12 protein-coding genes are annotated in these 14,958 nt (G+C 39.1%); all 12 read left to right on the plus strand.

All coding sequences use genetic code 11. The features are described 5' to 3' along the window. Positions 1–296: 296 nt before the first annotated feature. The 12 genes from KIV10_RS11475 to KIV10_RS11530 all read left to right on the plus strand — a co-directional run bounded on the left by KIV10_RS11475 (position 297) and on the right by KIV10_RS11530 (position 14,926). Entirely contained in the window at positions 297–668 is a 372-nt protein-coding gene (locus KIV10_RS11475; protein WP_214113840.1) for a transposase, read from the plus strand. A gap of 35 nt (positions 669–703) precedes the next feature. Continuing rightward, on the plus strand, positions 704–1,519 hold the full coding sequence (locus KIV10_RS11480; protein WP_246516289.1) for an IS3 family transposase: 816 nt from the start codon (positions 704–706) through the stop codon (positions 1,517–1,519). Between the two features lie 51 nt (positions 1,520–1,570). Beyond that, the gene (locus tag KIV10_RS11485; RefSeq protein WP_214113842.1) at positions 1,571–2,035 is read left to right on the plus strand and encodes a hypothetical protein; all 465 of its coding nucleotides are present in this window, start codon (positions 1,571–1,573) and stop codon (positions 2,033–2,035) included. 179 nt (positions 2,036–2,214) lie between these two features. Next, the gene (locus KIV10_RS11490) at positions 2,215–2,748 is read left to right on the plus strand and encodes an outer membrane beta-barrel protein (RefSeq protein WP_317194741.1); all 534 of its coding nucleotides are present in this window, start codon (positions 2,215–2,217) and stop codon (positions 2,746–2,748) included. A gap of 221 nt (positions 2,749–2,969) precedes the next feature. Then, a complete protein-coding gene (locus tag KIV10_RS11495; RefSeq protein WP_246516290.1) occupies positions 2,970–3,452 on the plus strand; it encodes a hypothetical protein in 483 nt (160 codons plus the stop codon). A gap of 162 nt (positions 3,453–3,614) precedes the next feature. Next, positions 3,615–4,490 (plus strand): DUF808 domain-containing protein, encoded by an 876-nt coding sequence (locus KIV10_RS11500; RefSeq protein WP_214113845.1) that lies wholly within the window; start codon positions 3,615–3,617, stop codon positions 4,488–4,490. 206 nt (positions 4,491–4,696) lie between these two features. Next, a complete protein-coding gene (locus KIV10_RS11505) occupies positions 4,697–5,776 on the plus strand; it encodes an efflux RND transporter periplasmic adaptor subunit (protein ID WP_214113847.1) in 1,080 nt (359 codons plus the stop codon). Next, positions 5,776–8,874, plus strand: a complete 3,099-nt coding sequence (locus tag KIV10_RS11510; protein WP_214113849.1) for an efflux RND transporter permease subunit — start codon at positions 5,776–5,778, stop codon at positions 8,872–8,874. The genes KIV10_RS11505 and KIV10_RS11510 overlap by 1 nt, the downstream gene beginning before the upstream one ends. Further along, the gene (locus tag KIV10_RS11515) at positions 8,852–10,168 is read left to right on the plus strand and encodes a TolC family protein (protein ID WP_214113850.1); all 1,317 of its coding nucleotides are present in this window, start codon (positions 8,852–8,854) and stop codon (positions 10,166–10,168) included. The genes KIV10_RS11510 and KIV10_RS11515 overlap by 23 nt, the downstream gene beginning before the upstream one ends. Positions 10,169–10,271: 103 nt before the next feature. Then, positions 10,272–11,672, plus strand: coding sequence for an HYR domain-containing protein (locus KIV10_RS11520; RefSeq protein ID WP_214113852.1), 1,401 nt, complete (start codon positions 10,272–10,274; stop codon positions 11,670–11,672). Between the two features lie 216 nt (positions 11,673–11,888). Continuing rightward, positions 11,889–12,428: a hypothetical protein gene (locus tag KIV10_RS11525; protein ID WP_214113853.1), complete on the plus strand. Its 540-nt coding sequence runs from the start codon at positions 11,889–11,891 to the stop codon at positions 12,426–12,428. 92 nt (positions 12,429–12,520) lie between these two features. Further along, on the plus strand, positions 12,521–14,926 hold the full coding sequence (locus KIV10_RS11530) for a TonB-dependent receptor (protein ID WP_214113855.1): 2,406 nt from the start codon (positions 12,521–12,523) through the stop codon (positions 14,924–14,926). Positions 14,927–14,958: the final 32 nt, after the last annotated feature.

Here is a 14,958-nt window from a genome sequence, read left to right on the forward strand (position 1 = left end):
AAAAGAGCGGGGATTATCAATGTTGACGGAATGAAAACTTCCACTGGCTATAGTAACCTTACTCCGCTCTTTTGTTCTTTCTGATTAATTACTAAAGTTAACTGATTTAAGAAAAATCAAACTTAAGCTGGCTATAAGTAATTGCTTGTTCTCGCCTACTTCTGAAAATCCTCATGGATTTTCAGATTGGTGTGTACTTGCAAAATTAAGTGTTAACCCACGCAACTACTCATAGCCGAGACCGTTGTGCATAATTTTGACCCGTCCTGAATAAAGGCTACATAATTTTAAACATTATGTACAAAAATGACAAAGTAATCAGACGGTATTCAGAGCCTTTTAAACTGAAAATTTTAGACGAACTTACTACCGGAAAACTAAACAAGTATCAACTCGGTAAGGCTTATGGAATTAACCCTACAACCATCAATGAGTGGATCAGGAAGTACAACCGTAAAGACCTTATGAACACTCGTGTGACTGTGAAAACCAAAGACGAAATAACCCGTATTAAAGAGCTTCAAAAAGAGATTGAGCAGCTCAAAAAACTCCTGCTTAAAAAAGATATGGAGGCTCTCGTAGATGAATCCTACCTAGAAGTAGCAGCTGAACAACTAGGCTATAAATCTGTGCTTGAATTAAAAAAAAAGCTAAATATCAAGCCCTAATAAAGGCCAAGGAAAAAGCTAAGGGATTTGCTTCTTTGACTTCTATAACAGCTTGCTTCGGACTAAAACGTGATGCTTTTTACAAATACAAACGTAGAGAAGATAAACGGTTGGATATCGAAAAAAAAGTGGTTGAAATTGTCCAACAAAGACGCAAATCCCTTCCCAGAGTAGGCGTTAGAAAACTCACCAGATCATTAGAACAAGTGTTTATTGAATCCAACTTAAAAATTGGTAGAGACACCTTATTTAACATCCTTAGAAAACACAATATGCTCATACTTAGAAAGAAATACAGCTCAAGAACAACAAACTCATTGCACAGGTTCTACAAGTACAAGAACATCATTAAAGATATTGACGTCACTAGACCAAACCAAGTTTGGGTAAGCGATATAACTTACATTAGAACTATAAAGGGATTTTGTTACCTGGCGCTCATTACAGATATGTACAGCCGTAAAATAGTTGGTTATGACATTAGTGACAGTTTAGAGCTTAAAGGTTGTGAAAGAGCTTTAAACAAGGCTCTGTATCAAGCTAAAGACACTACTGGACTTATACACCATTCCGACAGAGGTATACAATACTGTAGCAATGTTTACACTCAAATCTTAAAGAGGAATGACATTGGAATCAGTATGACAGAAGAAAACCATTGCTACGAAAATGCTGTAGCAGAACGTGTAAATGGCATCTTAAAAGACGAATTTTATCTCGACCAAACCTTTGATAGCCTACAACACGCAAAAAGAGCAACAAATAATGCAATTAATTTATACAACGAAATAAGATTACATTTATCTTTAGACTATAAAACACCTAATATGGTATATTTAAAAACAGCGTAAATCAATTTTTAACCTGTAGCCATATTTCAGGACTAGACATTTTAATAAATAGTGAATAAAGAGAAAATAACGCAATTCGATAGAATAAAGATTTTCCTATATGAATATTATTTTGGTTACGGAATTTATTTTTCAGTCTTAAGAATCATTGGCGGGCCGCTAATTTTAATGATTGGATTCTATCTATATTTTATCGCAAAGACGAGGTTCGGAATTAGCTACGGTGGCTTTATGATTTTTTTCGGAATTTACTATTTGCTCAAACCACTAATTTTGATTTTGACCCGAAAAGCTTGGTTCAGAAACTTTGATCTTGACTATCGTATCGAAAATGAAAAAATTATCATCAAATCAGATAAAAGTAAATCGGGATTAGATTTTTCAGATTTAAAAACGGTTAAAAAGAGAAAAGCCTATTTTGCGCTTAAAACTATATCAAAACAACAATTTTATTTGCCCATTAAATACTTAAAACCAAGTGAAATTGATATTTTAAACAACCTGAAAAATAACTAATGGCAATAATTTACTTATGTGCTATTTAAAAAATTACGGAAATAATCCAAACCATCACAATAGAAAATATAAAAACTTAATTCAACTATATGAAAACTACCTAAACACTATTCGTACTTATGATTGCGCTTTTATGCACAGTTGGCATACAAGCCTAGGATACAAACAATAAATTCAGAATTGGTTTCGCTACAAGTCTTGAAAAAAATTTGAGTTCAGAAACAATTGTTTTTGATGAATTTAAAGGGTTTTCAGTAGATTACAATAAAACCAATTACCGGTTGGGGATAGATTTTGAATATTTTTTGAAGGAGAATTTCTCACTAAATAGCGCAATTCGTTATAGCAACAAGGATTTTACAGGAACATATTATTGCGAAGTTTGCGATTTCACAGTTCCGCCAAGTCCACAAGAAATTAAACTCTCATTTATCGAAATGCCACTTACGGCCAAATATTATTTTCTTCCAAATAAAGTTCGGTTATTTGGAAAGTTGGGTCTTACAAACCTTTTTCTATTGAACAAAGATGTACTTGTTAATTCCTATGTTGTAGGATTCAGAATAGGAGGAGGGGTGGAGTACAATTTAACACAGGAGGTAGCACTGTTATTTAATATGGATTACAACAATAGCATTTCCAAACTTTACAAAGAATCTGATTATAATCTAAAATCGATTGCCTTCGGGATTGGGGTTATGAAAAGAATGTGAAATCTTTGATTATATAAACTAACACATATTGCAAACTGTTTTCATTTTTTCACACGACTTAATAAATATAATTTTACGTAAAACCAGTACTGAAAAATTATTTATTGAACCACATTTGAAAAAAAGACTAAATTTAGAAAATGAAAAAATACGTTTTCACGGATGTAGGGCCGTCCGCCACGATGACCATATTCATTTCCAACTAAAATAAAATTTAAGAAATGTCAACAATGGATACAGAATTCACGGAAGTTCAAAAATTCACGCAATGGTGGCTTTGGCTGCTTTTGGTGGTGATTGGCATCAGTTTGGCAGTTGGCGTGTACCAACATTATTCCGTAGGTGGAAATATCGAAGAAAATCCAGATGGCGTTGCATTGATTTCCAGTTTAGTCATTATTTTATTAGTTATAGGATTGTTCAAAATAATGAAACTTCAAACCTCCATAAACAAGCAAAAAATCCATATGAGATTTTTTCCATTCATCAATAAATCAATAAAATGGGACAATGTTAAGCATGCTGAAGTTGTAAATTACGGCTTTGTAGGTGGTTGGGGCATACGGATTTGGACAAGATATGGTACGGTGTATAATGTGAAGGGAAACAAAGGCTTAGCTTTAGAATTAACCAGTGGAAAACGCTTGCTTATAGGTACACAAAAGTCGAATGAATTAGCTAGGTGGATAAAAACCCAAGCATAGTTTCTCCAGTTGTTGCCGCACTTTTTTGATTTCAATAGGTTGAAATCAAAAAAGTAAAATCTTCATTTTCTTCTGAAAAATCATGTCTTTTTGAATTTTCAGAATTATAACTACAAACGAATAATCTTTCTGTTACTTTTACAAAAATTTAAAACTGAATTTATGGCCTCAGGATTTTTCGCACTTTTGGATGATATTGCCGCACTTATGGACGATGTGTCCGTTATGAGCAAAGTTGCCGCAAAAAAAACCGCCGGGATCTTGGGCGACGATCTTGCGGTAAATGCCGAGAAGGCTTCGGGTTTTATTTCAGATAGGGAATTGCCGGTGTTATGGGCTATTTCAAAAGGTTCATTTATTAATAAGCTCATTATTTTGCCTTTGGCTTTCTTGCTCAGCGCATTCCTGCCTTGGGCCGTGACCATCATTTTATTGCTGGGAGGAATCTATTTGGGCTATGAAGGCGCCGAGAAAATTTACGAATTTTTCTTCCCGCACGTACATGAAAAAGAGGAGGTAGTTCACACCGAAATGACCGAAGCTGAATTGCGGGCAATTGAAAAAGAGCGCATAAAAGCAGCCATACTTACAGATTTCATTCTTTCCGTGGAAATTGTAATCATCGCCCTTGGTACCGTTGTGGGGGAAACGCTTACCACACAAATTATTGTGGTCTCCATAATTGCAATCATAGCAACCGTAGGTGTTTACGGCATCGTGGCGTTGATTGTGCGTATGGATGAGATGGGGTATAAATTGATTAAAAGCAGCAAAAGGGAAAAAAGTTTTGCCAAAACCTTCGGGCAATTTTTGGTGAATGCGTTGCCAAAAGTCATAAAATCACTCAGCGTCATCGGTACTATTGCCCTTATTTTCGTGGCCGGTGGAATTTTCGTCCATAACATTAATTTTTTCCATCATTTTATGCCATCATTGCCTTCGTTTGTCTTGGAATTTCTTGTAGGACTTGTAGTGGGTTTCATTAGCCTTTTATTTGTTTTGGGCTTTAAAAAAATCTTCAAAAAGAAAACTGCATAATATTCAAAATTTCAAATTAATTATTCATTTTCGACTGCTTGATTAAACCTTTTCGGGTTTTTTCAGTCTTAAACTCGCGTTTATTCCGCAGGGCGGAATTTGTTTTGTTAAAAAAAGGCCATTTTTTTATTGAAATGGTGCATAAAAATTAGATTTGTAAAATTTCTATTTTCTTAGGGCATACCGCCTTTTACAGTGCTGTTTATATGAAAATTAAATATATAGTTTACACCCTATTGATTATTGGGATTGCTGGATTTGTTGGTTACAGGATTATTGCGAATAACGAAGCTGAAAATGCTGGCAAAAAGCAGGGTGGCCCATCCAAAACCACAGTGAGCGGTATGGTTTTGACACCCGAAAAATTTGCTGATAATCTTTCACTTTCTGGTACACTGGAAGCCAACGAACAGGTAGAGATAAGAAGTGAGATAATGGGTGTGATTGAAAAAATTAATTTTGAAGAAGGCACCCAGGTATCCAAAGGACAAGTTTTACTTAAGGTGAATGACATGGAAATGCGTGCCCAACTTTCTCAGGTTAGGACGGCGCAACAGCTAGCTTCAGAAAATGAAAGACGTGCCAAATTATTGCTCGAAAAACAGGCCATAAGCCAAGAGGAATACGACATTGCCAGCGCAGATTTTAAAAGCGCCCAGGCAGAATCACAACTTATAAATGCGCAATTGGGCAAGGCTACGATTCGCGCGCCGTTCTCGGGTACTATTGGGCTTCGGTATATTTCAGAAGGAACCTACGTTACGCCTACCACGCCCATCGCAACTTTGGTAAATACGAAGCAGCTGAAAATCACTTTTTCCATTCCCGAAAAATATGCTAGCAGAATGAAGCTAAATAGTGAATTGACCTTTACCGTGGCGGGTTCAAAAGAAGAATATAAAGCAACCATTTACGCCATTGAACCTATGGTAGATTTAAATACGCGAACCTTAAAAATGCGCGCCATTGCTGAAAACCCTGATGGTAAACTATATCCTGGAACCTTCGCGAATGTAATCCTTCCGCTGGAGACGGTGGACGATGCGCTGCTGGTACCTACGGAATCGTTGATTCCCATTCAAAACGGTAAAATGATTTTTGTTTCAAAAGGTGGAAAAGCCAAACAAATTGAAGTGGAAACCGGTTCACGGACCGATAGTTCCGTTCGGGTAATTTCTGGATTGAAGGCGGGTGACACCATTTTGACGTCCGGGGTAATGTCCTTAAAGGATGGCACAAATGTGAAAGTGGATTTTAAAAACAATAAAGCACAAACGGGCAGCTGATGAATTTATCTACCTTAAGTATTAAGCGCCCGGTTCTTACCATCGTAATGAACGTGGCCATTGTCCTCTTCGGCATCATTGGTTATACCTATCTTGGTGTTCGTGAATTTCCTTCGATTGATCCCGCACAAATTTCCGTGAGGACCAATTATTCCGGAGCCAACAGCGATATTATTGAATCGCAGATTACAGAACCGCTGGAAAAATCAATCAATTCCATTGATGGAATCAGAAATATAACTTCTTCCAGCAACCAAGGCTCAAGCCGTATCAATATTGAATTCAATCTTGATAAGGATTTGGAAAGTGCCGCAAATGATGTGCGAGACAAAGTTTCGCAAGCCGTTCGAAGCCTCCCGGAAGATATTGATGCCCCGCCAGTAGTTTCAAAAGCAGATGCAGATAGCGATGCCATCATTTCCATGACCGTGCAAAGCGACAACAAAAATGTTTTGGAACTTTCAGATTATGCGGATAATGTGATTGCGCCGCGTTTGCAGACCATTCCCGGGGTAAGTAGTGTGCAGATTTGGGGACAGCGAAAATATGCAATGCGCCTTTGGATAGACCCAATAAAACTGGCATCCTACGGAATTACAGTTGCTGAGGTCCGCGCTGCATTGCTGGCGCAAAATGTAGAGCTTCCTTCGGGAAAATTGACGGGTGCCAATACCGAACTCACAGTAAAAACAATTGGAAATCTTTCTACGGAAGAAGAATTCAACAACATCATCATTTTTGCGGATGCCGAAAAAGTAGTGCGGATGAGCGACATCGGAAAAGCTGTGCTGGAGGCCGAAAATATGGAAACAAAGCTCAGTGATAGCGGACAGCCTATGGTCGCGCTGGCAATTATTCCGCAGCCGGGAACCAATTATGTGGATATTGCCGATGCTTTTTATATTGAATATGAAAAATTAAAAAAGGACTTGCCCGCAGATTTTAAACTCAATATCGCTCGGGATAATACCGTTTTTGTGAAGCGTGCCATTGTTGAAGTTGTTGAAACTTTAGGTATTGCAATCGTTTTGGTGATCCTCGTAATATTCTTTTTCTTCAGAAATTGGTCGATGGCACTTCGGCCGTTGATTGATATTCCTGTTTCGCTCATCGCCACTTTCTTCATTATGTGGCTATTCGGCTTCAGTATAAATGTGCTTACACTTCTGGCAATTGTACTTGCAACCGGGCTTGTGGTGGACGATGGTATTGTGGTGACCGAAAATATCTACAAAAAAGTGGAGGAGGGGATGACCCCAATTGAAGCTGCCATAAAAGGTTCCAATGAAATATTCTTCGCCGTAATTTCCATCTCAATAACCCTTGCGGCTGTGTTTCTTCCGGTTATTTTTCTGGAAGGATTTGTGGGCAGACTTTTTCGTGAATTCGGTGTAGTTCTTGGGGCGGCGGTACTTGTCTCGGCATTTGTGTCGCTTACGTTAACGCCCATGCTCAATGCTTATTTAATGAAGCCCGGAAAGCAAAAACAATCCAAATTCTATGTAGTTACTGAAAAGTATTTTCAAAAAATGAATACCAGCTATGCAGATTCCCTTAAAAAATTTATGGGAAGAAAATGGCTGAGTTTCCCCATTTTGCTCGTTTGCTTGGGAATGATAGGCTTGTTTTATAGTCTTCTGAAAAAAGAAACAGCTCCTTACGATGACCGAAGCTATATTCGCGCCAGCGTAACCGCGCCCGAAGGAGCTTCTTATGATTATATGGACCGTTTTATGAACGAATTGACCAACCTCATAAACGATTCCATCCCAGAAAAAAAGGTGAATTTGATTATTACCTCGCCGGGTTGGGGCTCGGGTTCGGTAAACAGCGGTCGCGCCATTATTTCATTGGTTGAACCGGAAGATAGGGAACGTTCGCAACACGAGATTGCAGATGATTTGACAAAATGGACACGACAATACACAAATGCCCGCGTATCTGTTTCAGAATCTCCAACAATTTCGGTCAATAGGCGTGGCGGAATGCCAATTCAATATATAATCCAGGCTCAAAATTTTGAAAAGTTAGAAGAGAAAATTCCTGCGTTTATGGAAGCTGTGGAAAATAATCCCACTTTTTCAAATAGCGATGTAGATCTAAAATTCAACAAACCGGAAATTTACGTTACCATAGATCGTGAAAAGGCACAAAGTCTGGGAGTATCGGTTTTAGATGTGGCGCAAACGCTTCAGCTTTCTTTGAGTGGACAGCGTTTTGGATATTTCTTAATGAATGGTAAGCAATATCAAGTAATGGGGCAATTTGACAAAAAAGATAGGGACGCGCCTATGGACCTAACGTCGATGTTTGTTAAAAATGAAGCTGGCGATCTAATCCAAATGGACAATTTGGTAACTACTGAAGAACACAGTAGCCCGCCTCAATTGTATCATCACAACCGCTATATGAGCGCCACCGTTTCTGCGGCACTTGCGCCCGGCCAGAGTATAAGCGATGGGATAGATGCCATGGAAAATATAAAAGAAACTGTGCTGGATGATTCATTTACAACTGATCTGGGAGGAGAATCGCGTGATTTTGTTGAAAGTAGCAGCAATACACTGTTCGCATTTGGGCTTGCCTTGGTATTGATATTTTTAATACTCGCGGCACAATTTGAAAGCTTTATCGACCCTTTGATAATAATTTTGACCGTGCCAATGGCGGTTGCGGGAGCGGTATTTTCACTTTGGTTGTTTGGACAAACGTGGAATATTTTCAGCCAGATTGGGACTATTATGTTAATTGGTTTGGTAACCAAAAACGGAATTTTAATTGTGGAATTTGCGAACCAATTGCGGGAAGAAGGTATGCCAAAAGGTAAGGCCATTATGGAAGCAGCAGAATCCAGATTGCGACCCATTTTAATGACGAGCCTTACTATTGCCCTTGGTGCGCTGCCCATTGCCCTTTCATTGGGTGCGGCTTCCACAAGTAGAATCGGGATGGGGGTTGTAATTATTGGTGGCACTATGTTTTCACTAATATTAACACTTTTCGTTATTCCGGCGCTCTATTATATGTGGTCGAGGGAGAAAGTGCACCGCCCGGAATTTGATGATTTAGAAAAATATGAAGTTCAGCAAAGCGTATAATTTTTTATTGGTATTTCTTTTTTTAATAGTTTCCCATTCTGGGCTAGCTCAGGAATTGCTTACTGCTGAAGAGGCGGTGGCAATAGCTTTGGAAAATAATTTTCAAATAAAAATTGTAGCGAATGAACTTGAAATCGATGAAACTGCGGTTTCGCCGGGATTGGCGGGAATGCTTCCGCAGGTAAATGCCGTTGTGGACAACAACCGAAGCCAGCAGGATATAACACAAGTACGGTCTGATGGTACTGAAATTTCAAGGAATAATGCGAAAAACAACAGTCTAAGTTATGGCGTAGAACTGGATTGGACTATTTTTGATGGGCTGCGGATGTTCGCGCGTTATGATCAACTAAAGGAAATAAAGAATCTAGGCGAAGCCGAACTAAAACAGGCTATTTTGGTTACGGTAAGCGATGTGATGACTACCTATTATGATCTCGTTCAGCAACAGCAACAGCTTACTGCATTGGATAGCACATTGGTAATTTCGCGCCAACGTGTGGATCTTGCCAACAATCGTTTTGAAATTGGAAAAGCCTCAAAACTCGAGCTGTTGAATGCACAAGTTGATGAAAACACAGACCAGACGCTGTACTTACGTCAACAGGAGTTATACGAAAATACAAAAACCCGCCTCAATGAAATTTTGGGGAGAGATGTCAAAGAAGAATTCAAAGTAGTGGATATTGTCGTGGTGGATGCGGATTTATTTCTTCCGAAATTGGAAGAATTGGCCCAAGAACAGAATCCGCAACTGCAGGTGCAAATAATCAATAAACGAATTGCTGAACTTCAATTTAAACAAGTGAGGGCGGCCCGGTTTCCAATAATAAGTGCCCAAACAGGTTATATTCTCAGTGATTCGGAAAACAGTCTTGGTTTTACCACGAGCAACAATGTACAGGGTTTCAATTATGGGTTTAGCGCAACGCTCAATATTTTTGATGGCTTCAACCAAAATCGAAATGAGAAAATAGCACGCATCCAAATTGAAAATTCGGAACTCGTGATTGAACAACAAACCCAAACGTTGCTATCCCAATTGTCCACTGCCTACCAAACATATAGTACCAATTTACTTTTGATGGATTTGGAAGAAAAAAATGAAGATATTGCAAAGGAAAATCTGGACATTACCATGGCCAAATATAAAATAGGAACAATCCCTACCATTGAATTCAGAACCGCGCAACTCAACTACATCAACGCCGTATTGCGCTCCAGTAATGCTGCATATGAAGCTAAACTTTCAGAAATTACATTAAAGGAATTGGCGGGAAATCTTACGCTTTAAGCTTAAAAACACAACTTTTTAAATTCTATTAATTTAACTTTTTAAACCCAAGTATGGTTTACTATATTTGCGCGATTTTTTTTTAACAATATTAAACAGAAACATGAAGAAATTTTACTCATTATTTATTGCAATGCTTTTATCATTAGTTTCTTTCGGCCAAGTGCTAAATGAAACCTTTGACGATAACAGCGGTTTTACTACATCAACACCATTTTTCTCTGATGGGACCGGAGATTATTTCGGTCTGGCCGGCGTAAATGATTTTAATGGAGAGCCCACGCCTACACAGCTAAAAGCATACACAGGCTTCACAGGCGGATTTTTAACCGGAATGGATCTGGATGGTGAAGGCGCTTCTCTCCCGATTATAATCGATTGGACAGGACTTGATATTGATGAACTGTCAGATTTAACGTTCAGTGGAGAGTTTGCTGAATTTTTTGATACTCCGGGTGACATAGACGATAATGATTTCATTATTGTAGAATATCAGATAGACGGAGGTGGATACCAAAACTTGATTGCCTTCGCCGGAGCAGATTTTACTGGAGGCGGTGGAAATGCAAACGGAAATTTCCGTGAGGATACAGATTTTGACGGGCTTGGTGATGGCAATCTATTAACAGATGCTTCGCAGGTATTTACTAAAACAATTGTTGGTACGGGATTATTATTAGATTTACGCGTTACAGTTTCTGTAGACTCTGGTGATGAGGATTTCGCAATTGATTCGTTTAACATTAACGGAACAGCTCCAAATGACATTACACCGCCAGTCATTACGTGCCCAACAAATATCACGCAAGATAATGATTTGGGGATTTGTGGAGCTGTGGTGACTTTTGACGCTGCCACCGCAACTGATGACGTAGATCCAAATCCAATAGTGACTCAAACTGGTGGGCCTGAAAGTGGTGACGAATTTCCAGTGGGAGAAACAACCGTTACATTTACAGCCACAGATGCTGCAGGAAATGTGAGCACTTGCAGTTTTACCGTGACTGTAGAAGACGTAGAAGCACCAGTTGTAACTTGTCCAGGATTGCAAACAGTTTCTGCAGATGAGAATGGAATGTATGAAATCCCAGATTACATTGGTGATGGTTTGGTAACTATTGAGGATAATTGCGCAACTGAATTTACAACAACGCAATCTCCCGTTGCTGGAACTATGGTGGCCGAAGGCACTACCACAGTAATTATCGAAGCTAGCGATGATGCTGGAAATACAGCTGGTTGTTCTTTTGATCTTCTTGTTGAACCTTTCTTGGGTGTAAATGATATAGATCTTGCTCAAGTTTCATTGTTTCCAAACCCCGCGAAAAATAGGGTAACTGTAAACACAGATGTTGAAAATATTACAGTTTACAACGTTTTGGGTCAACAAGTATTGGTTTCAGAAACGAATACTTTTCAAGTGAATACTCTTTCAAAAGGAGCTTATTTAGTAAAAATTACTACACTTAATGGAAGCGCGGTTAAGCAGCTGATCGTAGAATAATTTTCAGAATTGTTTATTTAAAAAAAGCCACTCCGCACAGGGGTGGCTTTTTATTTTCCATAATTCAATAATTTTTCTTAGTATTCTATATGGTTTGGTCACAGAAGTATATGAAATAACATATGAGAATTAGTTTCTCGAGGTAAAACTTATAGTTGCAACCAACAAATTACTCCCCCAATTTTCCGACATTTGAATTTCTTATTCTGAAAAAAATTGAAGAAACAGCTTATAGCCATAACATTTTTATTCATATTAATTGCGCCGGCAGTTACTATTTATGGCTACCTTCAATTTGAAAAAAAATCCCTAAAGCGCGAGATCAAAAGAAGAATAATTGCCGGGATAGCCGAAGAAGAACTGGTGCTTTTGAAATTTTCAAAAGAAGAATCCAAAACTCAACTTCGCTGGGAACATTCAAAAGAGTTTGAATTTGAAGGGCAGATGTATGATGTTGTTTCAAAAAAAACTGTGGGAGATTCCATTTTTTACCGTTGCTGGTGGGACCACGACGAAACGGCCCTTAATAAAAAATTGAAAAATCTGGTTGCAGACGCGTGGAATTTGGATAAAAAAAACACCGATGCCCAAATCAATTTGTATTCTTTTCTGAATTCATTCTTTTTTAATGAAACTGTTGCTTGGCAGCCTAAAGTTTATGCTTCTGAAATAATTTTTCATAAAGTGCTCTTGCATCCACAAACTTTCCGTTCAATTATACATTCACCGCCTACACCACCGCCAAGACGGTTTTAAAAATCACTTGTTATTTTTAAAAGAAGCTGCCTTTTTGGTGGCTAAAACCAGTATGCTTCATTTGAAGCACCATAAACTAAAAACAAACCGCAATGCGAAAATTAATATTATTGTGGTTATTGTTGGGCGCCGTAGGCACGGCGATTTCGCAAACAATAACCATCAAAAACAATCAAACCCAACAACCTATTGAGTTGGTGACCCTTAGCAGTGCCAGCCCAAGTGTGTTTGCAACAACAAATGCTGAAGGACAGGCAAATATCGCTGCATTTAAAGGGGTGGAGCGAATTGAGATTCGTTCCTTGGGCTATAAAACCCTCACGCGAAGTTATGCCGAACTTGAGGCAACTTTGTTTATACTTGAAATGGAAACTTCAAATTTGAATCTAGATGAAGTTGTAATTTCCGCAACCCGTTGGCGCCAATCCACGGATGATATTCCTTCAAAAATTATCAATATTTCTGCTGAGGAAGTGGCACTGCAAAACCCACAAACGGCAGCTGACTTATTGGGAATATCCGGAAAAGTGTTTATCCAGAAAAGTCAGCAGGGCGGTGGAAGCCCTATGATTCGTGGTTTTGCCACGAGCCGTTTGCTGTATTCCGTTGATGGTGTGCGCATGAATACCGCTATTTTCCGTTCCGGAAATCTTCAGAATGTAATCAATATTGATCCATTTGCCGTTGAAAATACCGAAATACTTTTTGGTCCCGGATCCGTCATTTATGGTAGTGATGCCATTGGTGGGGTTATGAGTTTTCAAACCTTGACGCCGCAACTTTCGCTAACGGACCAACCGTTGATTACCGGTAAAGCAGGCGCGCGCTATTCTTCAGCTAACAATGAAAAGACAGGGCATTTTGATGTAAATCTCGGTTTCAAAAAATGGGCTCTCGTAACCAGCGTCACTTCTTGGGATTATGATAATCTGCGGCAGGGAAGCCACGGTCCGGAAGATTATATCAAAGATTATTACGTGCAGCGGCAAGATAGTATGGACGTGGTAATTACTCAGGATGATAAACTGTTGCAGATTCCTTCAGCGTATTCACAGATAAATATGATGCAAAAAATCAGATTTAAACCGAATGAGCGCTGGGATTTTCAATATGGTTTTCACTTCTCTGAAACTTCGCCGTATGGAAGGTATGATAGGCACAACCGCGTTCGTAACGGTACCGCGCGTTATGCGGAATGGGATTACGGACCTCAAATATGGATGATGAATAATTTGAATGTGAGCTTTAATGCAAATAATTCGGTATTTGACCAAATGAGCCTTCGCTTGGCACACCAATGGTTTGAGGAAAGCCGGATAGACCGTTCGCTAAATAATAATGAGCGGAATACCCAAAGTGAAGAGGTGAGCGCCTATTCCATCAATCTTGATTTTGTAAAAGCAACGCACGCAAATAACACTTTGTTTTATGGTGTTGAATATGTACTGAATGACGTTGATTCCTTTGGAAAATTGACTGATATTTCAACAAATATTTCTGAAATGGGCCCTTCACGCTATCCGCAATCAACTTGGCAATCAATGGCTGCATATGTAACCGATGAATTTAAGATATCTGAAAAGTTTACTTTGAGTGCCGGTGCGCGTTACAATCACGTTTTGCTCGATTCAGAATTTGATACTACATTTTATCCATTTCCGTTTACCGAAGCAAATTTGAGCAACGGCGCGCTTACCGGAAGCCTTGGTGGCGTGTATCGCCCCGATGAAACTTGGGTTTTGAGTGGCAATTTGGGCACCGCGTTCCGTTCGCCAAATGTGGATGATGTTGGGAAAGTTTTCGACAGCGAGCCGGGCAGCGTAACAGTACCAAACCCCGACCTTAAACCGGAATATGCCTACAATGCAGATTTGGGCGCGGCAAAGGTTTTTGGCGATTTGGTAAAAGTGGATATTACTGGATATTACACCCATTTGGAAGATGCTTTGGTGCGCCGCAATTTTCAATTGAATGGCTTGGATAGCATTCCGTACCAGGGTGAATTGAGCCAAGTCCAGGCCATACAAAATGCGGCAGTAGCGCACGTGTATGGTATTCAGGCTGGCGTTGAGGTAAAATTGCCACAAGGTTTTGGATTTTCAACCGATGTGAATTTTCAAAAAGGGGAGGAAGAACTTGACAATGGAACCACAAGTACTTCAAGGCACGCTGCCCCATTTTTCGGTATTTCAAGATTGAATTATAAGGCGAATAACCTGAATATGGAATTGAATTTAGCCTATCAAGCCAAACGTGATTTTGAAGATTTGCCCGAGGAAGAAAAGGAAAAGACGGAAATTTATGCTCTGGATGAAAACGGAAATCCATATGCGCCATCGTGGTACACGCTCAATTTCAAAGCGCTCTATAAATTAACCGAAACATTTGATGTAAGTGGAGGAATCGAAAATTTGACGGACCAGCGTTACCGTCCATATACCTCTGGTATTTCAGGTGCTGGCCGCAATTTTATTTTGGCCGTTACGGCGCATTTTTAAATTAAATTTTAACAAGTTATTTTTTTATTTCG

The organism is Aequorivita echinoideorum (genome assembly GCF_018476645.1).
GTDB classification, from domain to species: domain Bacteria; phylum Bacteroidota; class Bacteroidia; order Flavobacteriales; family Flavobacteriaceae; genus Aequorivita; species Aequorivita echinoideorum.